The organism is Paracoccus zeaxanthinifaciens ATCC 21588, from assembly GCF_000420145.1.
Taxonomy (GTDB): Bacteria; Pseudomonadota; Alphaproteobacteria; order Rhodobacterales; family Rhodobacteraceae; genus Paracoccus; species Paracoccus zeaxanthinifaciens.
This window is the reverse complement of the sequence record NZ_ATUJ01000002.1, coordinates 251,847-273,766: the sequence shown is the minus strand read 5'-3', so window position 1 is coordinate 273,766 and position 21,920 is coordinate 251,847. Positions and strand designations below refer to the sequence as shown.

18 protein-coding genes are annotated in these 21,920 nt (G+C 68.2%); 6 read left to right on the top strand and 12 right to left on the bottom strand.

Annotated features, from left to right (window positions below; genetic code table 11):
* The first annotated feature begins 47 nt into the window (after positions 1-47).
* A complete protein-coding gene (gene putP / locus F804_RS0103075) occupies positions 48-1,505 on the top strand; it encodes a sodium/proline symporter PutP (protein ID WP_022706278.1) in 1,458 nt (485 codons plus the stop codon).
* Between the two features lie 88 nt (positions 1,506-1,593).
* Here putP and F804_RS0103070 read toward each other — a convergent pair whose 3' ends face one another.
* A complete protein-coding gene (locus tag F804_RS0103070) occupies positions 1,594-1,857 on the bottom strand; it encodes a hypothetical protein (protein ID WP_022706277.1) in 264 nt (87 codons plus the stop codon).
* 174 nt (positions 1,858-2,031) lie between these two features.
* Positions 2,032-2,238, bottom strand: a complete 207-nt coding sequence (locus F804_RS0103065) for a DUF2061 domain-containing protein (protein WP_022706276.1) — start codon at positions 2,236-2,238, stop codon at positions 2,032-2,034.
* A 114-nt stretch (positions 2,239-2,352) separates the two neighbouring features.
* Between F804_RS0103065 and F804_RS0103060 the strand changes: the two genes are divergently transcribed.
* Positions 2,353-3,195: a helix-turn-helix transcriptional regulator gene (locus F804_RS0103060; protein ID WP_022706275.1), complete on the top strand. Its 843-nt coding sequence runs from the start codon at positions 2,353-2,355 to the stop codon at positions 3,193-3,195.
* On the opposite strand, the gene F804_RS0103055 is transcribed toward F804_RS0103060, so the two are convergent.
* Positions 3,192-4,064 carry a LysR substrate-binding domain-containing protein gene (locus F804_RS0103055; RefSeq protein ID WP_022706274.1) on the bottom strand — a complete coding sequence of 291 codons (873 nt, stop codon included), beginning with the start codon at positions 4,062-4,064 and terminating at the stop codon, positions 3,192-3,194. The genes F804_RS0103060 and F804_RS0103055 overlap by 4 nt on opposite strands.
* A 149-nt stretch (positions 4,065-4,213) precedes the next feature.
* Between F804_RS0103055 and F804_RS0103050 the strand changes: the two genes are divergently transcribed.
* Genes F804_RS0103050 through F804_RS0103040 form a run of 3 tightly spaced genes read left to right on the top strand, consistent with a single transcriptional unit; the run spans position 4,214 to position 8,483 of the window.
* Positions 4,214-5,794 carry a GMC family oxidoreductase gene (locus F804_RS0103050; RefSeq protein ID WP_022706273.1) on the top strand — a complete coding sequence of 527 codons (1,581 nt, stop codon included), beginning with the start codon at positions 4,214-4,216 and terminating at the stop codon, positions 5,792-5,794.
* A 27-nt stretch (positions 5,795-5,821) separates the two neighbouring features.
* Positions 5,822-7,030: a mandelate racemase/muconate lactonizing enzyme family protein gene (locus F804_RS0103045; protein ID WP_022706272.1), complete on the top strand. Its 1,209-nt coding sequence runs from the start codon at positions 5,822-5,824 to the stop codon at positions 7,028-7,030.
* Positions 7,031-7,040: 10 nt separating this feature from the next.
* On the top strand, positions 7,041-8,483 hold the full coding sequence (locus tag F804_RS0103040; protein ID WP_022706271.1) for an aldehyde dehydrogenase family protein: 1,443 nt from the start codon (positions 7,041-7,043) through the stop codon (positions 8,481-8,483).
* Between the two features lie 82 nt (positions 8,484-8,565).
* Here the strand turns inward: F804_RS0103040 and F804_RS15490 are convergent, their stop codons facing one another.
* The 3 genes from F804_RS15490 to F804_RS15485 are packed head-to-tail and all read right to left on the bottom strand — an operon-like array spanning position 8,566 to position 11,495.
* Positions 8,566-9,717 (bottom strand): TauD/TfdA family dioxygenase, encoded by a 1,152-nt coding sequence (locus tag F804_RS15490; protein WP_022706270.1) that lies wholly within the window; start codon positions 9,715-9,717, stop codon positions 8,566-8,568.
* 24 nt (positions 9,718-9,741) lie between these two features.
* Positions 9,742-10,485: a class II aldolase and adducin N-terminal domain-containing protein gene (locus tag F804_RS0103030; RefSeq protein ID WP_022706269.1), complete on the bottom strand. Its 744-nt coding sequence runs from the start codon at positions 10,483-10,485 to the stop codon at positions 9,742-9,744.
* A gap of 5 nt (positions 10,486-10,490) precedes the next feature.
* On the bottom strand, positions 10,491-11,495 hold the full coding sequence (locus tag F804_RS15485; RefSeq protein WP_281166804.1) for an NAD(P)-dependent oxidoreductase: 1,005 nt from the start codon (positions 11,493-11,495) through the stop codon (positions 10,491-10,493).
* 319 nt (positions 11,496-11,814) lie between these two features.
* Here F804_RS15485 and F804_RS15480 point away from each other — a divergent pair, with 319 nt between their 5' ends.
* The gene (locus tag F804_RS15480) at positions 11,815-17,187 is read left to right on the top strand and encodes a DUF3320 domain-containing protein (protein WP_084686417.1); all 5,373 of its coding nucleotides are present in this window, start codon (positions 11,815-11,817) and stop codon (positions 17,185-17,187) included.
* Between the two features lie 14 nt (positions 17,188-17,201).
* Here F804_RS15480 and F804_RS0103015 read toward each other — a convergent pair whose 3' ends face one another.
* From F804_RS0103015 to F804_RS17560, 6 genes are all read right to left on the bottom strand, one after another.
* Positions 17,202-17,657, bottom strand: coding sequence for a DUF302 domain-containing protein (locus F804_RS0103015; RefSeq protein ID WP_022706266.1), 456 nt, complete (start codon positions 17,655-17,657; stop codon positions 17,202-17,204).
* 87 nt (positions 17,658-17,744) lie between these two features.
* Complete coding sequence (gene madM, locus F804_RS0103010) at positions 17,745-18,509, bottom strand: malonate transporter subunit MadM (protein ID WP_022706265.1); 765 nt, start codon at positions 18,507-18,509, stop codon at positions 17,745-17,747.
* Between the two features lie 3 nt (positions 18,510-18,512).
* Positions 18,513-18,905 carry a malonate transporter subunit MadL gene (madL, locus tag F804_RS0103005; protein WP_022706264.1) on the bottom strand — a complete coding sequence of 131 codons (393 nt, stop codon included), beginning with the start codon at positions 18,903-18,905 and terminating at the stop codon, positions 18,513-18,515.
* A gap of 71 nt (positions 18,906-18,976) precedes the next feature.
* Entirely contained in the window at positions 18,977-20,497 is a 1,521-nt protein-coding gene (locus F804_RS0103000; protein ID WP_022706263.1) for a malonate--CoA ligase, read from the bottom strand.
* Between the two features lie 18 nt (positions 20,498-20,515).
* A complete protein-coding gene (locus F804_RS15475) occupies positions 20,516-21,508 on the bottom strand; it encodes a malonyl-CoA decarboxylase domain-containing protein (RefSeq protein ID WP_051142274.1) in 993 nt (330 codons plus the stop codon).
* 24 nt (positions 21,509-21,532) lie between these two features.
* Entirely contained in the window at positions 21,533-21,829 is a 297-nt protein-coding gene (locus tag F804_RS17560) for a hypothetical protein (RefSeq protein WP_051142273.1), read from the bottom strand.
* Between the last annotated feature and the right edge of the window lie 91 nt (positions 21,830-21,920).

Here is a 21,920-nt window from a genome sequence, read left to right as displayed (position 1 = left end):
GCGGGATCGCGGTTCCGCGCCTCAAACTCAATGAAGGGAGGCGCATCATGGAAACAGGCGTCTGGGTCAGCCTTGCTGCCTATTTCTTGCTGATGCTCGGCATCGGCTTCTATGCCTATCGTAAATCCACCGCCAGCAGCGAGGAATACCTGCTGGGCGGTCGCAACCTGCCGCCAGCCGTCGCGGCACTGTCGGCAGGCGCATCCGACATGAGCGGCTGGCTGCTGCTGGGCCTGCCCGGCGCGCTCTATGCCACGGGCCTGGTCGAGGCCTGGATCGGGATCGGCCTGTTCGTCGGCGCATTCGTCAACTGGCTCGTGGTAGCCCCGCGCCTGCGCGAACAGACCGAGCGTTACGACAACGCGCTGACCATCCCGTCCTTCCTGGCGAACCGCTTTCCCACCAAGGCCAAGGCGCTGCGCGTCGTGTCGGCGGTTATCATCGTGGTGTTCTTCGCGGTCTATACCGCGTCGGGTCTGGTCGCCGGGGGCAAGCTGTTCGCCAGCGCCTTCGATGGCGGTTACATGACCGGCGTCTGGGCGACGCTGCTTGTCGTGCTGGCCTATACCATGATCGGCGGCTTCCTTGCCGTCAGCCTGACCGACTTCGTGCAGGGCTGCATCATGATGATCGCCCTGATCATCATGCCCGCCATGATCCTGTGGCTGGGCAAGGGCGACGGCTTCGCGCAGGCGGCGGAAACCGTCTCGACCGTCGATCCTAACTATCTGTCGCTAACCAACGGGCTGACCTTCGTGGGCTTTCTGTCGGCGGTGACCTGGGGCCTGGGCTATTTCGGCCAGCCGCACATCATCGTGCGCTTCATGGCCGTCCGCAGCGTCCGCGAGGTCGCGACCGCACGCAATATCGGCATGGCCTGGATGGGCATCTCGCTGCTGGGTGCGGTGGGTGTCGGCATCCTGGGCCGCGCCTATGCGGTGCGCAACGACCTGGCCGTCGAGGATGCCGAGACGATCTTCATCATCCTGTCCGACCTGCTGTTCCACCCGCTGGTGACCGGCTTCCTGTTCGCCGCGCTGCTGGCTGCGGTGATGTCCACCGTCTCCAGCCAGCTGCTGGTGTCGTCCTCGTCCCTGGCCGAGGATTTCTACCGCCTGTTCCTGCGCAAGGACGCGTCCGAGCGCGAGGTCGTGAACATGGGCCGCATCGCCGTCGCGCTGGTCGGCGTCGTGGCCGCCCTGATCGCGGGCGATCCCGACAGCCAGGTGCTGGGGCTGGTGTCCAACGCATGGGCGGGCTTCGGCGCGGCCTTCGGTCCGCTGATCCTGCTGTCGCTGACCTGGTCGCGCATGACCGGATCGGGTGCGGTCGCGGGTCTGGTGACCGGTGCTGCCGTGGTGATCGCCTGGATCGCGCTTGGCTGGAACAAGTCCTTCATGGGCGGCGCGGGGATCTACGAGATCATCCCGGGCTTCGTCGCGGCCTTCGCGGCCATCGTCATCGTCAGCCTGGCCAGCCGCCAGCAGAACGAATACCGCGCCTGACGACGGCGCCATGACAACGGAAAACCCCGTCGGCGAACCGGCGGGGTTTTCTTTTGACGTCGGCAGATTGTCGACGAAGGGGCGTCGATCAGCCGTTATTCGCGCTCGAGAAGTCGACGGGCCCACCTTCGGGAAACTCGCTCAGCGTGATCAGGTCGTCGGCGTTCAGGTCGCGGCGGTGCAGATCCTTTTCCTGCAGGACGTCACCTGCGCGGACTTGGCGGGTCGACAGTTCCTGGACCGGCTGCTCGTCGTTGAAGCTGGGGCCGTTGCCGCCCTGGACGGTGGCGAAGGCCGGGAATGCGGTCAGGGCCGAAAGGGCTGCGACGGCGGTCAGTTTACGGATAGCCATGGTATGTCTCCTGTTTCGTCATTGCGTTCAGGGGTGCACTACGCATGACCCGGGGGGATCGTTTCATCGCTCGCATTCCTGTGATTGAATGCGAGAACGGGTGAACGGAACGGTTTTGTATGGCCATTTTGACGTGCCGCGACGCATCCGCGCATAGGGGAACCGGAAGGCCGATCAGCGCGGTCTGCGACCCCAGCCGATACGCGCCCAGGCCATCTCGTGCAGGAAGTAGCACAAGTATCCCGTGACCCCGCTGACCAGGGCGATCCCGCCCCCCGCGCTGAGCGATCCGGTAAAGGCAAGTCCGATCCCCAGCATCACGACCAGCCCCAGAAGCTGCCATGTCAGTGCCTTGATCGCGATCCGCGCCCTGCTTTCCATGCGTTCCCCTTTCATGACGTTTCACGATCCCTAACTGCAGGAGGCGGCGCCGAGAATTCCGATAATTCGCTGCGGATTGTTTGCGTTGTTGTGCAAAGACTGCATTGTAGTCGAATGGCAACCAGAGACAGGCATCAGATCTTCCGCGCGCGGCTGGGACAGGCCATGGCCGACAGCGCCACCAGCAAAAGCGCGCTGGCCCGCGCGGCCGGGGTCGATCGTTCGACCGTCGGGCAGCTTCTCAAGGGCGATCACCCGCGCCTTCCCAACGCGCAGCTTGCAGCGGACATGGCTGCGCATCTGGGCGTCAGCCTCGATTGGCTGCTGGGGCTGACGAACCGACCCGAACCCGCGGGCGACATCCTGGCCTCGGCCATGGGGCTCAGCCCTGCCGAACGCGACGAGGCCGACCGCCAGATCATCGAATGGCACCAATCCGCCATCGGAAGCAAGATCCGCCACGTCCCCGCCACCCTGCCCGAAATGCTGAAGACCCCCGCCCTGCTGGAATGGGAATACGCCGCCTGCCCGCCCGCCACGATCGCGCAGATCATCGGGACCGCCCGCGCCTATCACGACTGGGTCCGCACCGGAGAGGCCGATTACGAGATCGCGATGCCCCTTCAGGAACTGCAGTCGCTTGCATCGGGCGAGGGCTATTATGCCGATCTGTCCGCCGATATCCGCCGCGACCAGTTGCGCTTCATGGCCAGCCGATGCGAGGCGCTGTTCCCGCGCCTGCGCCTGTTCCTTTTCGACAAGCGCCGCGCCTTCAGCGTACCCGTGACGGTCTTCGGCAACGGGCTGGGGATCATCTATGTCGGGCAGTTCTACCTGTCGCTGAGGGAACGCCAGCGCGTCGGCGCCCTGATCGACCATTTCGACTGGCTGATCCGCAATTGCGACACCGACGCCCGCGACGCGACGGCCTATCTGGCGCGGCTGGCAGGCGGCTAGAAGCTCAGCCCGCGCAGCCAGTCCACGAAGATCGCCACGTCCTCGCGCGGGCCGAGGTCGTCCTGCTCGACGACGTAGAAGCTTTGGGACATCGGGACCTCGACCGGCAGGGGCGCGACAAGGGTGCCCGCCTCGAAGGCGTCGAAGGCGAAGCTGCGGCTGACGATGGCGCAGCCGTGGCCCGCCGACAGCATCTGCAGCGCCAGCAGCGACGAATCCGCCCGCATCCAATGCGCGGGGCGCGGCAGGGGCATGCCCTCTTGCAGGAACAGGCGGTCCCAATCGGTTTCGCAGCCGACGATCTGGACGATATCGGCGCGGGCCAGCGCGTTCAGGTCCGGGATCGCGGGGGCATAATCCGGGTGACAGACCACGGTCGCCGGCGCGGTCTTCAGCGGATGGATGTTCTGCTCGGGCCAGTCGCCCGCACCATAGCGGATGTCCAGATCGATGCTCGCGCCGTTCATGCGGTCGGCCCAGACGGCGGTCGACAGCTCGATCTCGATCCCCGGATGTTCGCGGCGGAACGCGGCCAGCCGCCGCGCCAGCACCAGTGCCGCATAGGAGATCGAAGACCGAACCCGAATGACCGAACTGCGCCGGTCGCTGAACAGCCCGTCGGTCGCGACCTGCATCTCGGCAAAGGATTTGCGCACGGGCACGGCATAGGCCTGACCCATATCCGTCAGCTCGACCCCCCGCGCCAGCCTGCGAAACAGCTGGATCCCCAGATGCCCTTCCAGCAGGCGGATCTGCTGGCTGACGGCGGCGGATGTCAGGCCCAGCTCGTCCGCGGCGGCGCTGAACGAGGCATGGCGCGCGGCGGCCTCGAAGGCTCGGAGCCATGTGACATGGGGCAGCTTGCGCATGGGCGGGGTCCGTTCCTGCAGTCGGCGGCCATCCTGACGTAGGCGATGGGCAAACGCAAACAATGCCTCAGCAGTCAAAGGCATTGTTTGCATTGCAGGCAACGCTCTGGCTTGCTGGCGCGGAATTCGGGACCGCAAGGCAGGGGGCGATGACCGGGACTGCATATGATTACATCATCGTCGGCGCGGGTTCGGCGGGCTGCGTGCTGGCCGAGCAGCTGACGCGCTGCGGGCGCCACAAGGTCCTGCTGCTCGAGGCCGGGGGAAGCGATGCGCGCTTCTGGATCAAGGTGCCGGTCGGCTATGCCGTGAACTATGCCAATCCCGCGCTGAACTGGGGCTATCGCACCGATGCGGACGAGGGGCTGGCCGGGCGCAGCACCTATTGGCCGCGCGGGCGAGTCGTGGGGGGCAGCAGCTCGATCAACGCGATGGCCTATGTGCGGGGGCTGCCGCATGATTTCGACGATTGGGCGGCGGCGGGCGCGACCGGCTGGGACTGGGACGCGGTCCGGCAGACCTATGACGCGATCGAGGATGCGGGCGGCGGGCCGGTCCGCGTGGCCGACCTGTCCGACCGGATGCACCCGTTCTCGGCCCGCTTCCTGGACGCGGCGCGGCAGGCGGGTCATCCGCTCAGCCCCGACATGAACCGGGCCGAGGGCGTCGGCCATTATCGCAGCACCGTCTGGCGCGGGCGTCGCTGGTCGGCGGCCGACGCCTTCCTGCGCCCTGCCCTGCGCCGTCCCAACCTGCGGATCGAGACCGACGCCCATGTCACCGGCCTGCGGATGGAGGGTCGGCGCGTGACCGGCCTTAACTGGTCGCGGCGCGGCCAGATGCACCACGCCCTCGCCGGGCAAGAGGTGATCCTGTCGGCGGGCGCGATCAATTCCCCGCAGATCCTGCAGCTGTCGGGCATCGGACCGGCGGCCTATCTGCAATCGCTTGGGGTGACGCCTGTGATCGACCTGCCGCAGGTGGGCGAGGGGTTGCAGGACCACCTGGCGATCACGCATCAGTTCCACGCATCGGTGCCTACGCTGAACGCGATGCTGGGTCGGCGGCGGGGGCGGCTGGCGGCGGGGGTGCGATATCTGCTGACGCGGAACGGTCCGCTGTCGGTTCCGGTCAACCAGGTCGGCGGCTTCGTGCGATCCGCGGACGGGCTGACGCATCCCGACATGCAGCTGTTCTGCAATCCCGCATCCTATTCGCTGACGACGGACGGCCAGGTGGTGATGGATCGCGATGGCGGCTTCATCCTGTCGGGGCAGTTCTGCCGCCCGACCAGCCGCGGGCAGGTGCGCATCACCTCGGGCGATCCGGGGGTCGCGCCCGCCATCCGCCCCGCGTCGCTTGGCACCGCAGAGGACCGCGCGGCGGCAGTCGCGGCCAGCCGCCTTGCGCGCGACCTGTCGCTCGTGCCCGCGCTGCGCGACGTGACGCGCGCGCCGAAATGCGCCGACCTGCACGCCATGGACGACGCCGCGCTGCTGCAGGATTTCCGCGAGAGGGCCACCACGGTCTATCATCCCAGCTGCACCTGCCGGATGGGCCATGATCCCGCCGGTTCGGTGATCGACGCGCGGCTGCGGGTTCACGGCATCGACGGATTGCGCGTCGTCGATGCCTCGAGCTTTCCGAACATCACCTCGGGGAACACCAACGCGCCGGTCATGATGCTGGCGATGCGCGCGGCGGGAATGATCCTGCAGGACGCGCGATGACGAACGACACCGACGAAAGGGGACGCAATGCGCCTTGAGAAGCTGGAAACATTCGTGATGGGCAACCCGCCCCCCCGCCATGGGGGCCGATATTTCATCTTCGTCCGACTGACGACCGAATGCGGCATCACCGGCGTGGGCGAGATCTACAACGCCACCTTCGGCCCCGACATCTGCTGCGCGATGGCGCGGGACATGTTCGACCGGCAGTTCGCGGGCACCGACCCCGCCAATATCGAGCTGCTGTTCCGCCGCGCCTACGGGGCGGGCTTCACCCACCGCCCCGATGTCAGCGTGATGGGCGTGTTCAGCGGCCTTGAGATGGCGTGCTGGGACATCCTGGGCAAGGCCGCCGACAAGCCGGTCCATGCGCTTCTGGGCGGGCGAGTCCATGACCGGCTGCGCAGCTACAGCTACATCTATCCGGCGGATGGGGATGTCTATCCCGACCCCGACGCGCCGAATGTCTACAACGACGCCGAGATGGCCGCCGAGGTCGCGGCGAAGATGGTCGATCAGGGCTTCAACGCGCTGAAATTCGACCCCGCCGGACCCTACAGCATCTTCGACGGCCACCAGCCCCGGCGCGAGGACATCACCCGCAGCGTCGCCTTCTGCCGCGAGATCCGCCGCGCCGTGGGCGACCGCGCCGATCTGCTGTTCGGCACCCACGGGCAGTTCACCGTCTCGGGGGCCAAGCGGATGGCCCGCGCACTGGAACCCTACGACCCCCTGTGGTTCGAGGAACCGATGCCGCCTGAAAGCCCCGCCGACATGGCGGCGGTCGCGGCCTTCACCTCGATCCCCGTCGCCGCGGGCGAGAGGCTGTGCACGAAATACGAGTTCGCCCGCGTGCTGGAAGCCGGGGCCGCCTCGATCCTGCAGATGAACCTGGGCCGCGTGGGCGGCCTGCTCGAGGCCAAGAAGATCGCCGGCATGGCCGAGACGCGGCAGGCGCAGATCGCGCCCCATCTCTATTGCGGGCCTGTCGTGGCGGCGGCGAACATCCAGCTGGCGGCCTGTTCGCCGAACTTCCTGATCCTCGAAAGCATCGGGACCTTCGACGGCCCCTACATGGCGGGCGTGAAGGGCCGGATCGAATGGGAGGACGGCTATGTCATCCCCTCGACCGCGCCGGGGCTGGGGCTGGAGCTGGACGACGCGGCCATCGCCGCGAACCCCTGGACCGGCACCGATCTGCACCTTGGCATGACCGAAACGCATGTGACCCACTAGGAGGACCATCATGACCGATATCGACACGTTCTTCATCGGCGGTGAATGGGTCGCCCCGCAGGGCACCCGCACCATGCCGATCCTGACGCCCCGCGACAATTCGCGCATCGGCACGCTGACACTGGGCGATGCGTCCGACGTGGACCGCGCGGTCGCCGCCGCCTGCAAGGCGTTCGAGGGCTTCTCGACCACCACCAAGGCCGAGAGGCTGGAGCTGCTGCGCCGCATGGCCCGCATCACCGAACGGCGCATGGACGACCTGGCCCATGCGATCACAACCGAGATGGGCGCCCCCATCACCATGTCCCGCGACGTGCAGGCCGATAGCGGCCTCGGGCACCTGAACGCCTTCATCGCCGCGCTTCAGGCGCTGGACGAGGAAGAGACGCTGCCCAATGGCGACATCCTGTCGAGGGAACCGATCGGCGTCTGCGGCCTGATCACGCCCTGGAACTGGCCCATCAACCAGATCGCGCTGAAGGTCGTGCCGGCACTGGCCACCGGTTCGACCTGCGTCCTGAAGCCGTCCGAGCACACCCCCCTTTCGGCGCAGATCTATGCCGAGATCGTCGAGGAGGCAGGCTATCCCGCGGGCGTCTTCAACCTGGTCCACGGCGACGGGCCGACCGTCGGGGCCGCGATGTCGCGCCATCCCGACATCGCGATGATGTCCTTCACCGGCTCGACCCGCGCGGGCAGCGCCGTGTCGCGCGACAGCGCCGATACGATCAAGCGCGTGACGCTGGAACTGGGCGGCAAGTCCCCGAACCTGGTCTTCGCGGATTGCGACCTGGAAACCCGCGTGCGCGAAGGCGTGCAGACCTGCTTCTACAATACCGGGCAATCCTGCGACGCGCCGACCCGCATGCTGGTCGAGCGCGGCGTCTACGACCGCGCGGTCGAGATCGCCCGCCAGGCCGCCGAGGAACAGCAGGTCGGCGACCCGCTGGAGCAGGGCGACCACATCGGTCCGCTGTTCGACGGACTGCAATACGACCGCGTGCAGGCGATGATTCAGAAGGGCATCGACGAAGGCGCGCGCCTGCTGGCCGGCGGCCCCGGCCGTCCCGAGGGCCTGCCCGAGGCGCTGCGCGAAGGCTGGTTCGTGCGCCCGACGATCTTTGCCGACGTGACGCCCGACATGGCGATCTGGTCGCAGGAGATCTTCGGCCCGGTTCTGGTGATGACCCCCTTCAACGACGAGGATCAGGGCATCGCGATGGCCAACGACACCGAATACGGGCTGGCCGCGTACCTGCAGACCGGGGACGAGGCGCGCGCGACGCGTGTCGCACGCCGCCTGCGCGCGGGCGGCATCCACATCAACGGTGCCGACGCCGATTACGGCTCGCCCTTCGGCGGCTTCAAGCATTCGGGCATCGGCCGCGAGGGGGGGCGCTTCGGCCTCGAGGATTACCTTGAACTGAAGGTGCGCCCGCCCTTCAAGGCGTGATGCGCCGATCCTGACGACAGAAGGCCCGGCGCGGATATCCGCGCCGGGCCTTCTTCGTCTTACGGCTGAAGCAGCGCCCCGTTCAGCCCCGCGCCTGCTGCGCGGGCTGTTCGACCGAACCGTCATGCCCCTTCATCGCCAACACGCGATAGGTCGAGCGCAGCGCCCCCCGGTCGGTATAGCAGCCCCGCAGGTGACGCTTGCCGCTGTCGGCGACATAGCCTTCGCGGCCATGCACGATGCGGTGGTTGTCGAAGACCACGCAATTGCCCGCCTCGGAGCGGAAGCGCAGAAGGAAGCGATCCTCCTGCATCATGCGGATGAACTTGATGAACGCGGGATAATAGTCGTCCAGCAGATCCTGCGGCAGGTCCATGTAGTCCTGCAGGTGCTGCGAGATCGTGACCCCGGTCACGCGCCCGTCCACATCCGTCTCGATCACGCGCTGGTGGGACCGGTAATCCCAGTTGTCGTGACGATAGAAGAACGGGATATCGTGGCCCGCCAGCAGGGCGAAGGCCTCGGGGGCCTCCTTGCGCAGGGCCTCCGCCACCGCGGCACCGTCGAGGAACAGCGAATTGCCGCCCTCGACCGTGTTCTCGAGGCAATGGAGGAACTGCACACCCGGCGCGGTCTCCTCTCCCGGCAGGTCGGTATGCATTTCCAGCGGACCGGCGGTGAAGGCAAGGTTCGTCGGCGCGATCTCGACGCGGACGTTGAAGAACAGCCCCTCGGCCGACGGGGTGACGGGGCCGATCGCGTTCACCAGGCGGGGAAGCGATCCTTCGGACTTCTCCATGTCGGTCACGATGGCGATGCCGTCCTCGATCAGGGCGCGGGTCAGGCGGGCGCGGCCTTCCTCGGTGCCCACCACGGCATCCTGGTCCATGCGCGTGATGTTGGGCGTATGGTCCTTGTACCACAGGCGGCGCGGCAGGTCGGCGGGATCGGCGCGGCGACCGGTGGCGAAGACCTCGCGCAGCAGCGACAGCGGCACGCGAGAAGCCTGCGCCTCGTCGGCCCAGCCGATGACGACCGTGTCCTCCTCGATCACGGCCGAGGTGGCACGCGGCGGAGACTTCAGCTCCGAGGCGTCGAAGATCCGTTCGCGCGTCTGGGGGTCGATGCAGGACAGGCACGCATCGCGCAGCCAGTAGTAGTTGAAGTACTTCTCGCCTTCGGGCAGGCCGATGACCATGCCCTTCTCGCGCAGGTCGAAGCTTGTTTCGGTCATGCGACGTCTCCTTTCAGGTTCGTCTCAGGTTGCATAGCTGTCGCCCTCGGCATCCAGGATGGCGCGCAGCTCGGACAGATGCGCCTCGGCCTGGCCGGGATAGTCCTCCAGCTCTCGGGCGGTCTTCTCGGCGATGTCGTCGGACATGATCCGCAGCGGACGCCCGGTCTGCAGCGCGCGGACATAGGTTTCCGCCGCGCGTTCGAAGTAGAACAGGCGGTTCCACGTGTCGGCCACGCTGTCGCCCACGACCAGGATGCCGTGATTGCCCATGACCAGCACCTTGCTGACAGGGTCCGACAGCAGGCTCGCGCAGCGGCGGCCCTCCTCTTCGAAGGCGAGGCCGCCGAATTCCTCGTCGATGACGTGGCGGTTGGAGAAGGTCGCCGTGTTCTGGTCGATCGGCGGCATTCGGCTGTCGGCCAGGCAGGCCAGGACGGTCGACCAGATCGAATGGGTGTGCATGACGCAGCGCGCATGCGGGCAGGCGCGGTGGATCGCGGCGTGAAGCCCCCAGGCGGTGGGATCGGGCGCGTTCGGCGCGTCCATCACCGAGGGGTCGTCCACGTCCAGCATAAGCAGGTCCGACGCCTTGATGCGCGAGAAATGCACCTGGTTCGGGTTGATCAGGAACCGCGTGCCCTCGTCGTTCACCGCAAGGCTGAAATGGTTCGCCACCGCCTCGTGCATGTTCAGCCGCGCGGCCCAACGGAAGCTGGCGGCAAGGTCCGCGCGCTCGGTCCAGTGATCGAGATTGGCGTGCTGCATGGGGGTTACCCCTCGGCCAGCGCGGGGCGCGATTCCGTCAGGCCCGCGGGCGCCGACAGGCCGGTCGGGATGACCTCGTAGCCGCGTTCCTCGGGTTCGTCGTCGACCAGTTCGGGCGGGAAGCCCGGCGCGGTGATCGACAGGCCGGTGGCCTCTTCCAGGCGGCGGATGATGTTCGGCGACAGCTCGCGTTCGCCAAAGCGCGCGATGCCGTCGTTGAAGATCTCGATCATCAGGGGGCTGATCTCCAGCGGCACGCCGGCCTCGGACGCGATCTTCTGGAACAGGCCGATATCCTTCTTCACCAGGTCCATCGTGAACGAGATGTCGCGCGAGCCGTTCAGGATCACCTGGCTCTCAGTCTCGTGGACGAAGGACGTCCCCGACGAGATCTTCATGGCCTCATAGGTGGTGTTCAGGTCGATCCCCGCGGCCTTCATCGTCACCAGCGCCTCGCAGCAGGTCAGCAGGTTCGCGGTCGCAAGATAGTTGGTCATCACCTTCAGCACCGAGGCCGTGCCGATATCGCCCGTGTGCAGCACGCGACGCCCGAGCGTCGCCAGCGTCGGCAGCATGCGTTCGAAGGTCGCGCGGTCGCAGCCCGCGAAGATCGAGATGTTGCCCGTATCCGCCCTGTGGCACCCGCCCGAGACCGGGCATTCCATCGCCGCGCCGCCGCGTTCCTGCACAAGGGCCGCAAGACGTTGGACCTCGGCCTGGTCGGTGGTGGACATCTCCATCCAGATCTTGCTGTGATCGACCTCGGGCAGCATTTCCTCGACCACGGCGGCCGAGGCGGCGGGCGAGGGCAGGCAGGTGATGACCGCGTCGCAATCGCGCATCAGCTGGCGCGGGCCGCTTGTGGACTTCGCGCCCTTGGCGACGAATGCCGCGACCAGCTTGGGATCGAGATCGTGGACCGTCACGTCGAATTCGTTGCGCAGCAGGCTGCCGGCCAGCTTGCCGCCGACATTGCCCAATCCGATGAAGCCGATTTTCATGTGATGCAGCGCCTTTTTCCGAGCTGTTTCAATTCCCCTTCAGGCTGGTGCAGATCGCCCCGGATTTGAAACAATGCGTTTTCACCCACAGGGTCCGCTGGCGTTGCCGCAGCCTGGCGGCAGACCGGTCCCCCCGGCCCGTCAAACTTTCGACTTGACCCGGAACATATCGTGATCGCATCTATGGCGGGATGCAGTCGGGCAATACAACATCTAGAAACGACCCTGTGATGCGGAACGTGAAGAACACCCCGCATCCCATTGTGCGATAAACGCTTTCCCGACGCAGCGGCACAAACGGCAACGACGACCCCTTGGATTGGACGAATTGGAAGACCTCAGCCCCGAAGGCGCTGCCCCGGCAGTCGGCCTTGACCTCGAACCGGTGGACCGGATCAACTTCGCCCTGTCGCAGAACGGACTGTCGATCCTGCGACGCGTCGCGCTGCGAAACGACGGCGACGAGGCGCTGGAGAACCTGGACGTCACGCTGCTGACGCGCCCCGCCGCCATGCGCCCGCGCAGCTTCCGCATCGACAGGATCGCGCCGGGGGCGACCGTGACGCTGCCGCAGGCGGAAACGCCGCTGGACAATGCGCTGCTGGGCGGCCTGAACGAGGCCGAGTGGGGCGAGGTCGTCCTGCAGGTCCACCAGTCCGAGACGCTGCTGGCCGAAACCTCGCGCCCGGTCGAGATGCTGGCGCGGGACGAATGGGGCGGGCTGTCGATGGCGCCGCTGCTGGCCGCCCACCTGTCGCCCAACGACGCGCTGGTCGCGGGCATCCTCAAGGACGCCGCGCGGCTGCTGGAAGCCGTGGGCGAACCCGGCGATATCGACGGATACCGCTCGGGCGATCCGGGCCGCGTCTGGATGCTGGCGGGGGCGATCTGGTCGGCGCTGACGGGATGGGGCCTCAGCTATGCGCTGCCGCCCGCGTCCTTCGAACGGCAGGGCCAGAAGCTGCGCGACCCCGCGCGCATCCGGTCCGAGGGGCTGGCGACCTGCCTCGATACGGCGGTCCTCCTCGCCTCGTGCTTCGAGGCTGCGGGCCTCAACCCCGTCGTGCTGTTCGCCGAGGGGCATGCCTGGACCGGCTTCTGGCTGACCGACGCCGATTTCGGCTGCGTGTCGGAACCCGACGTGATGACGGTGCGCAAGGCCGTCGATGCGCGCGAGCTGGTGATGCTGGAAACCACCTACCTGACGCGCCGCCCCGCCATCGCCTTCGAAGAGGCCGCCGCCGCGGGCCGCGATCTCGTGGCCGAACGGAACGAGCACGGCTTCCTTCAGGCGTTGGACATCCGCCGCGCACGTGCCGCGGGCATCCGCCCGATGGCCAGCCACCGCGCCCCCGAGGATACCGATCCCGACGCCCCCGTCGCGCCCGCCGCCCTGCCCCGACCGCTGCCGCCCGGCATGATGCCCGCCAGCCCGATCGCGGACGACACCCCGCAGAACGCCGCCGACCGCATCGCCCGCTGGCAGCGCAAGCTGCTGGACCTGTCGCTGCGCAACCGGCTGCTGAACTTCCGCGACACGCGCCAGACCCTGCCCTTCATCTGCCCCGACATCCCCGCGCTCGAGGATCGGCTGGCGCAGGGCCAGGGCGTGCGGGCGGAATCGCTGGCGGGCGACGCCCTGCCCGAAGACCCCGCGATCATCGATCAGATGGCCCGCGACGCCTTCCAGCGCGGGCGCATCGCCGTCCCGCTGCCCGGCAAGGACATGCAGGACCGGCTGCTCGACCTCTATCGCAAGGCCCGCAGCGACCTGCAGGAGGGCGGGACGAACACGCTGTTCCTGGCCGCGGGCTTCCTGCGCTGGAAGAAATCGGCGCAGGATACCCGCAGCTATCGCGCGCCGCTGCTGCTGATCCCGGTCCGGCTGACGCGCCGCTCGGCCCAGTCCGATTTCGTGATCGAACCGCACGAGGACGACATCCGCTTCAACACCACCCTGCTGGAGTTCCTGAAGCGCGATTTCGACCTGAAGATCCCCGAGCTGGAGGGCGATCTGCCCCGCGACGAGGCGGGCTTCGACCTGACGCGGATCTTTACGACGATGCGCGCCCGCATCCGCGACGTGCCGGGCTTCGAGCTGGTCGAGGAATCCGCCCTCTCGACCTTCTCCTTCGCCAAGTTCCTGATGTGGAAGGACCTGGCCGACCGCACCGACAGCCTGCGCGACAGCGCGCTGGTCCGTCACCTGGTCGACAACCCCGAAACCCCCTTCCTGCCCGAGGGCGATCCGGGGCTTGCCGGACCGCGCGACGTGGACCGCCGCCTGCCGCCGCAGGACCTGTTCGCGCCGCTGCCTGCCGACAGCTCTCAGTTGGCCGCCGTCCTGTCGGCGCAGGAGGGGCGCGACTTCGTGCTGATCGGCCCGCCCGGCACCGGCAAGAGCCAGACCATCGCCAACATCATCAGCCAGTGCCTTGCGACGGGCCGCACGGTCCTGTTCGTGGCCGAGAAATCCGCCGCGCTGGATGTCGTCCATCGCCGCCTGAACGCGCATGGCCTGGGCGATGCCGTGCTGGAGCTGCATTCAAACAAGGCCGACCGCAAGTCGGTCATGGCCCAGCTGGGCCGCAGCTGGGATCGCGCGTCCGAGGGCAGCGATGCCGAATGGGCGCGCGTCACGGCGGATCTGGATGTCACGCGGCAGGAACTCAACGCCTATGTCGCGGCGCTTCATGCAACGGGGCGGCAGGGGTTCAGCATCTTCCAGGCCATCGGCTGGGCGCTGAACGCCGATCCGGCGCTACGCCTGCGCTTCGACAATCGCGATGCCCATGACGATGAAAGCTTCCGCAGGATGCAGCAGATCGCGGCCACGCTTGGCCGCACGCACGCGGTCGTGCGCGATCTGCCGTCATTCCCGCTGATCGGCGCGCAGGACTGGTCCTTCGGCTGGCAGGCGCGGCTGCTGGAAACCGCGGCGCCGCTGGCGCGCGCGGCACGCGACCTGATGGCCGCGCGGCGCGACCTGATCGCGGTCGCGGGCCTGCAGGACGCCACCCCGCCCGAGGATCTGCTGGCGCTGGCCCGCGCGGGCGACGGCGCGGGCGACCTGGTCTGGGCGCTCGATCGCCAGCCCCAGGATCTGCCTCGCCAGGGCCAGGACCTTGCACAGGTCCTGCGCAGCCGCGACGAGGCCCGCGCCCGCCTTGCCGCGACCTATGATCCCGGCGCGCGGATTCCGGTCGATCGGCTGGACAGCGACTGGCGAGAGGCGCAGGCCAGGATCTGGCCGCTGTCCTCGCTGGCGACGGGACGCCTGCGCAAGCTGCTGCAGACCTATGCGACGGCAGGACAGGCCGATCCGCAGACCGACATCCCCGCACTGGGCGCCATCGCGCAGGCGCAGGCGGCGATCGACGCATCGCCCCTGCGCGACGTGGCGGACGATGCCGCGACCCTGACCGCGCGCGTGCAGGCGGCCGTCGCCCTGCTGGGCGCGGTGGAGACGCTGCGCCCGCATGTGGCCGAACCGGCGCGCTGGCAGGACAGCCTGCGCCGCATCGCCTCGGGCGGGGCGCATCCCGCGCGGGCGTTGCTGGCGGCGCAGGACGCCTTTGCCGCCGCCTGCCCGCCCTTCGCCGATGCGGCGGGCGGCAATCCGGCGTCGGTCCCGCTGGCCGAACTGATCGCGCAGCTGGACGCGCTGGAACAGGCGCGCGAGCATCTGCCGGACTGGACCCGCTGGAACGCCGCCCGCCTCCAGGCCGAGGGGGCCGGACTGCTTCCGCTGATCGAGGCGCTGGAGGATGGCCGCCTGACGCAGGACGCCGAGACGGCCTTCCGCAACGCCTATGCCGCGTGGTGGCTGCCCGAGGCGCTGGATACCGACCCCGTCCTGCGCGGCTTTTCCCACTGGGCGCACGAGGACGCGATCGCGCGGTTCCGCGACCTCGACCGCGCCGCGACCGAGATGGCCGCCGGACAGGTGCTGGCGCGCATCCGCCACGGGCTGCCCGCCCGCGATGCCGTCCCGCGCAAGTCGGAGCTGGGCACGCTGCGGCACCAGCTGGGGCTTCAGCGTCCCAGCATGCCGATCCGGTCGCTGATCGCGCAGATGCCCGACGCCTTCACGCGGCTGGCGCCCTGCGTACTGATGTCGCCGCTGTCGGTGGCGCAATACCTGCCCGCCGGGCAGGCGGCCTTCGACGTGGTGATCTTCGACGAGGCGTCCCAGATCACCACATGGGACGCGATCGGCGCCATCGCGCGCGGGCGGCAGGCGATCATCGTGGGCGATCCCAAGCAGCTGCCGCCGACCAACTTCTTCGGCAAGGTCGAGGACGACGCCGACGACATCCCCGAGACCGAACGCGACCTTCCCTCGATCCTGGACGAGGTGGCGGCATCGGGCGTGCCGACGCAGCAGCTGGACTGGCATTATCGCAGCCGCGACGAGGCGCTGATCGCGTTTTCCAACTGGCACTATTACGGCGGGCGGCTGATCACCTTCCCCTCGCCGCGGACGCAGTCGAACGCGGTGCGGCTGCACCCGGTCGACGGCACCTATGGCCGCGGCAAGGATCGCCGGAACGAGGTCGAGGCCCGCGCCATCACGCAGATGACCGTCGCGCGCCTGACCGAATGGCTGACCCTGCCCGAGGCCGCGCGTCCGACCCTGGGCGTCATCACCTTCAACGCCGAACAGCAGGCGCTGATCCTGGATCTGCTGGATGAGGAACGCCGCCGCGATCCCGAGCTGGAATGGTTCTTCGAGGATGCCCGCGAGGAACCCGTCATCGTCAAGAACCTCGAGAACATCCAGGGCGACGAACGCGACGTGATGCTGTTCTCGATCACCTACGGGCCGGATCACGCGGGCAAGCTGTCGATGGGCTTCGGCGCGCTGAACGGCACGGGCGGGGAGAAGCGGCTGAACGTCGCCGTCACCCGCGCGCGGTCCGAGCTGCACGTCTTCGCCTCGCTGCGGGCCGAGCAGATCGACCTTGCGCGCACCAATGCGACCGGTGTGCGGCACCTCAAGGCGTTCCTGGATTACGCGGAACGCGGGGCCGTGGCCCTGCCCGCGCAGGATACCGGGTCGCAGGGCGGCGTGGACAGCCCGTTCGAGGCCGCGGTCCTGCAGGCCTTGGAACTGCGGGGATGGGAGATCCGGCCCCAGATCGGGGTGTCGGGGTTCCGCATCGACCTGGGCGTCGTGCATCCCGACCATGCCGGGATCTATCTTGCGGGGATCGAATGCGACGGCGCGACCTATCACGGATCGGCCACGGCGCGGGACCGCGACAAGGTGCGCCAAGCGGTGCTGGAAGGTCTTGGCTGGACGATCCTGCGCATCTGGTCGACCGACTGGTTCCGCCACCCGCCCTCCGTCGCGGACCGCATCCACGAGGCGCTGCAGCAGCATCTGCAGGCCGACCGCGACCTGCGCGCGCAGAAGGCCGCCGAAACGCAGCCCCCCGCGCCGCAGGCCGCGACCGCCACGCCCGATCCTGATCGATTCTTCGACGCCGCCTATCAGCCGGTGCTGGTCGCCATGATCGCCGAGGAACTGTCGCGCGACGCGCCGCTGCCCCTGACCGAGCTTGCGGGCCGGATCGCGGCGCTGCACGGCTGGCCCCGCGCGGGCGACCGGATCGAGGACAGGGTCCGCGCAGCAATCGACCCCGCCCGGATCGAGTGCCGCGACGGGGTCGAGATGGTATCGATCGAAGGGGCCTGAGCGGCCCCTCCGCGTCACTCGGCGATGGCCTTGTCGGTCAGCATCCCCATGGCGCCCGCCAGCTTCTCCAGCGGTTCCTCGGCGCCGTCGATCTCGTACAGGTCCTCGAACTCTTCGGGGTCCATGTAGCCGACCTTGGTCTGCCCGTCCTCGTCCCAGATCAGGACGCGGGCGGGCAGGTCCAGCGCGATGCGCGGATCGGCATTCATCAGGGGCGTGCCGATCTCGGGGTTGCCGAAGATCATCACGGTCGCGCCCGGCATTTCCAGGCCGGCAGCCTCGGCTGCGCGCTGGTGGTCGATCCGCGTGACCAGCTTGGCGGGGCTTTCCTCGATGGCGGCTTCCAGCCGGTCGGCGGTCGTCACCACGTCATGCGGGCTGTCCTTCACGATCCAGTCGTCGGGGCCGTCATCGGCCAGAGCGGGCGCGGCCATGAGGGTCATGGCGGTCGCGATCATCGGCAAACGCATGGGCGTTCCTTTCTTCCGTCCCTTGGACGCCCCGCCCCGGATCGGGACAGGGCCGGGGCGGAACACCCGAGGGGCGTGGCCGGTTCCTCAGCCGCCCGTAAGCTGCAGCAGGACCAGGTAGATGACCGACGGCCCCATCAGGCAGCCGAGGCCCGTGTAGAACGTCGCCGTCATCGCGCCATAGGGGACCAGCCGCTTGTCGGTGGCGGCGAGGCCCCCCGCGACGCCGCTGGTCGTGCCCATCAGCCCGCCATAGGCCATGGCCGATTTCGGGTTGTTCAGCCCGATCACCGGCGCGACGAAGGGCGTGCCGATCATCACAAGCACGGCCTTCAGGAGGCCCGCTGCGACCGACAGCGCGATCACGTCCGAACTGGCCCCGAGCGCGGTCCCGGTCACCGGACCCACGATATAGGTCGCGGCACCCCCGCCGATGGTCGCCATGCTGACGGCATCGGTATAGCCGAAGGAGGCGGCGACGACCGCGCCCACCACGAAGGACAGGACGATCCCCATGATCAGCGACAGCACGCCCGCGGTGCCGGCCTTGCGGATTTCGCGCATGTCCACGCCATAGGCGGTGGAGACGATGGCCAGGTCGCGCAGCATGGACCCGCCCATGATCCCGATCCCCGCGAACAGCGGCATGTCCGCCAGCCCCGACGACCCGCCCGTCACGCGCCCGCCGATCCAGGCCAGCACCAGGCCCAGGATGATGGCCACGGCAGATCCGTGGACGCGACCCGCGCTCAGCCGGTCAGACAGCTGGTAGGACACCCACATCACCACGCCCACCACCACGAAGGCGAAGACGAGGCCGTTCTTCTCGATCAGTCCGACGATCTCTTCCATGGCTCAGGCCTCCTGCGGCATGAGGGGCGGAAGCGGGGCCTCGCGGCCGCCGATACCGGCGATGACGGGAACCATCGCGACGCAGACGACCGTCGCGCCGACACCCGCGATGATCGCGACGGGACCGCCCGCAAGGGCCGCGACGACGTTCTGCTTGGCCGCCATCGCCACGACGATGGGGATGTACATCGCGCTCCAGAACAGGACGCCCTGTTCGGTCAGCTTGGGCAGCCGACCGGTGCGGCGCATCCAGTCGGTCAGCACGACAAGGATCAGCATCGCGAACCCGACGCCGCCCACATTCGACTGGACGCCCAGCACGGCCCCCAGCAGATCGCCCAGGATGACGCCCGCCAGGTGGCAGGCGGCCAGGGCCGCAACTCCGTAGATGATCATTTCTCTCCTCCCTCTCGTTTGTTTTCCCCGTTCCGCGCGACCTCCTCCGTCACGCGAAACGGGGCCTTCGTTCAGGCATCCACACCGGCATAGAGCGTGGCGTGATTGCGGCGCAGTTCGGCCTTCTGGACCTTGCCCATGACGTTGCGCGGCAGGGCATCGGCCAGGATCACGCGCTTGGGCTGCTTGAAGCGGGCCAGCTTCTCCGACAGCGCGGCGCGCAGGGCCTCGGGGTCGAGGCTTGCGTCGCCCTTCGGCACGACGACCGCCGTGACACCTTCGCCCAGGTCGGGATGCGGCAACCCGATGACCGCGCTTTCCAGGACGCCCGGCAGCGCGTCCAGCGCCTCCTCGACCTCCTTGGGATAGACGTTGTACCCGCCCGAGATGACCAGGTCCTTGTCGCGCCCGCTGATGCGCAGATATCCGTCCTCGCCGATCAGGCCCAGGTCGCCCGTGATGAAGAACCCGTCCTCGCGGAACTCGGAGGCGGTCTTCTCGGGCATGTTCCAGTAGCCCTCGAAGACGTTCGGGCCCTTCACCTCGATCAGGCCGATCTGGCCGTCGGGCAGCGGGGCCCCCGTCTCGCGGTCGGTCACGCGGATGGCGATGCCCGGCAGCGCCATGCCGACCGCGCCCGGAATGCGGTCGCCGTCATAGGGGTTCGACGCGATCATGCAGGTCTCGGTCATGCCATAGCGTTCGAGGATCTTCATGCCCGTCCGCTCCTCGAAGGCGCGGTGATCCTCGGCCAGAAGGGGGGCGGAGCCGGACACGAACAGGCGCATGTTCGCCGTCGTCTCGCGCGTCAGGCGGTCGGATTTCAGCAGGCGGGTGTAGAAGGTCGGCACGCCCATCAGGACGGTCGCGCGATCCATCAGGTCGATCGCCTGCTCCGGGTCGAACTTCGTCAGGAAGACCATCGTCGCACCCGCCGTCAGCGCCATGTTGGCGGCGACGAACAGACCGTGCGTGTGGAAGATCGGCAGCGCGTGGATCAGGCGGTCATCCGCCGTGAAGCGCCAGCATTCCAGCAGCGCCTCGGTGTTCGAGGTCAGGTTGCCATGCGTCAGCACCGCGCCCTTGGACCGCCCCGTCGTCCCCGATGTATAGAGGATCGCGGCACGGTCGGACGGCCCGGATTCCACGCGATCCTCGCGCGGGGTGGCGCTGCGGGCGGCGTCCATCAGCGTGCCGTCGGCATCCGGCCCGAGCGTCTCGACGCGTAGCGCGTCCGAGGCGCGATGCGCGTGATCCGCAGCCACCGAAGGGTCGCAGACGAAGATCCGGGGCGAGGCATCGCCCACGAAATAGTCGATCTCGGGGCCGGTATAGGCCGTGTTCAGCGGCAGGAAGATGCCGCCGACCTGCAGCACCGCCAGATACAGCGCGATGGCCTCGGGCGATTTCTCGACCTGGACGGCCACGCGGTCGCCGGGGGTCACGCCCATTTCCGTCAGCGCGCCGGCCATGCGTTCGACGATGTCGCGCATCTGGGCAAAGCTGATGTCTGGCTTGCCGGGGCGCTGGAACAGGGGCTTGCCCTCCAGCAGCTCGGCGGTCTGGATGAATTGCTCGTGGATGGTCTGCATCAGGGTCTCCTCCCCCTCTTATCGTTGCAGTGCTTCGGCAAGCTGTTCGCCATGGGCGACCGTGCCGTCGCGGACGAAGCCCTCGTGGCGGGCCTCGATCAGCGGAAGTTCATAGAGGTAGTTGATCATCAGCCCATGCGCGGACCGCATCGCACCCGGCGACAGGTCGGCGGGCCAGTTCAGGCGATGCGCGCTGGCACCGTTGCCCAGGTGGAAACGGGCGACCGGATCGGCGGGCATGCCGCCGCGGCCCTTTTCCTGCACGATGTATCGCGCGGCTATGGCCTCGATCTCGGGGCGCAGGGCCTCGATGGCGTCGGCATCCTCGGACCATTCGCCCGCTGCCAAGGCACGCCCAAGGGCTGCGGCGCGGTCGTCATCCTGCGCGGCCAGCCAGCGGGCAAAGCCCGGCACGGGCGATAGCGTCACGAAGCGCGACAACTGCGGCAGCTCCGCGCTGAGGACGGCGACCACCTGTTTGATCAGGAAGTTCCCGAAGGACACGCCCTTCAGCCCCGCAAGGCTGTTGTTGATCGAATAGAACACGGCCGTATCGGCATCGACGGCCTCGCGGGCCTCGGGGGCGGTCAGGATCGGGCCGATCGCATCGGGGATGCCGCGCGTCAGGGCCACCTCGACGAAGATCAGCGGCTCGTCGCCGGTCGCGGGGTGGAAGAAGGCATAGAGCCTGCGGTCGTTGTCGGCGAGGCGGCGCTTGAGGTCGTCCCAGCCCCGCATGCGGTGGACGATCTCGTAATCCATGATCTTCTCCAGGATCGCGGCGGGCGAGGCCCAGTCGATCCGGCGCAGCGTCAGGAAGCCGCGGTTGAACCAGGACGCGAAGAGATGCGCGAAATCCTCGTCGATGGGCGCAAGGGCCGGATCGTCGGCGATGGCCTTCAGCAGGTCCTCTCGCATGCGGACCAGCCGCAGGGTCGCGCCGGGCGCCAGGTTCAGGCGGCGCAGCAGGGTCTGGCGCGCGGGCTCGACGGCACGGAACAGATCCGCCACCGCGACCGCGTCCCCGCCCGCATCCTAGGCGGCATAGGCGCTGCGGATCGCATCGGCATCGACGCCGTAATCGTCGCGCAGATGGGCGAAGAAGGCGCGCTTCTCGTCGTCCGACAGGTCGCCATAGGCGGCCAGCGCCTGTTCGGCCACCGCCACCCGAGAGGCGTCCCCGATCCGGCCCATCAGCACGCTGCAGGCGGCGATCAGCCGCTCGGGTGCGGGGTGGGACAGCGCCTTCAGCGTCTCGGCCTCTCCGGCGCGCTTGCGCCGGGTGATCGCCTCGACGAAATCGGTCAGGAAGGTCAGTCGTTGCTTGCCCATATGCGATCCTCCTCGGGACCAGATATACACCTTCTGGATGTTGTTGTATATAACAGCCTTGCAAATGGACAATTCCCCGCCCGTCGGATGA

Coding starts and splice junctions, on each gene's coding strand:
- putP (WP_022706278.1), top strand. CDS start 48: ATGGAAACAGGCGTCTGGGTCAGCCTTGCTGCCTATTTCTTGCTGATG.
- F804_RS0103070 (WP_022706277.1), bottom strand. CDS start 1,857: ATGGCTATCCGTAAACTGACCGCCGTCGCAGCCCTTTCGGCCCTGACC.
- F804_RS0103065 (WP_022706276.1), bottom strand. CDS start 2,238: ATGGAAAGCAGGGCGCGGATCGCGATCAAGGCACTGACATGGCAGCTT.
- F804_RS0103060 (WP_022706275.1), top strand. CDS start 2,353: ATGGCAACCAGAGACAGGCATCAGATCTTCCGCGCGCGGCTGGGACAG.
- F804_RS0103055 (WP_022706274.1), bottom strand. CDS start 4,064: ATGCGCAAGCTGCCCCATGTCACATGGCTCCGAGCCTTCGAGGCCGCC.
- F804_RS0103050 (WP_022706273.1), top strand. CDS start 4,214: ATGACCGGGACTGCATATGATTACATCATCGTCGGCGCGGGTTCGGCG.
- F804_RS0103045 (WP_022706272.1), top strand. CDS start 5,822: ATGCGCCTTGAGAAGCTGGAAACATTCGTGATGGGCAACCCGCCCCCC.
- F804_RS0103040 (WP_022706271.1), top strand. CDS start 7,041: ATGACCGATATCGACACGTTCTTCATCGGCGGTGAATGGGTCGCCCCG.
- F804_RS15490 (WP_022706270.1), bottom strand. CDS start 9,717: ATGACCGAAACAAGCTTCGACCTGCGCGAGAAGGGCATGGTCATCGGC.
- F804_RS0103030 (WP_022706269.1), bottom strand. CDS start 10,485: ATGCAGCACGCCAATCTCGATCACTGGACCGAGCGCGCGGACCTTGCC.
- F804_RS0103015 (WP_022706266.1), bottom strand. CDS start 17,657: ATGCGTTTGCCGATGATCGCGACCGCCATGACCCTCATGGCCGCGCCC.
- madM (WP_022706265.1), bottom strand. CDS start 18,509: ATGGAAGAGATCGTCGGACTGATCGAGAAGAACGGCCTCGTCTTCGCC.
- madL (WP_022706264.1), bottom strand. CDS start 18,905: ATGATCATCTACGGAGTTGCGGCCCTGGCCGCCTGCCACCTGGCGGGC.
- F804_RS0103000 (WP_022706263.1), bottom strand. CDS start 20,497: ATGCAGACCATCCACGAGCAATTCATCCAGACCGCCGAGCTGCTGGAG.
- F804_RS17560 (WP_051142273.1), bottom strand. CDS start 21,829: ATGGGCAAGCAACGACTGACCTTCCTGACCGATTTCGTCGAGGCGATC.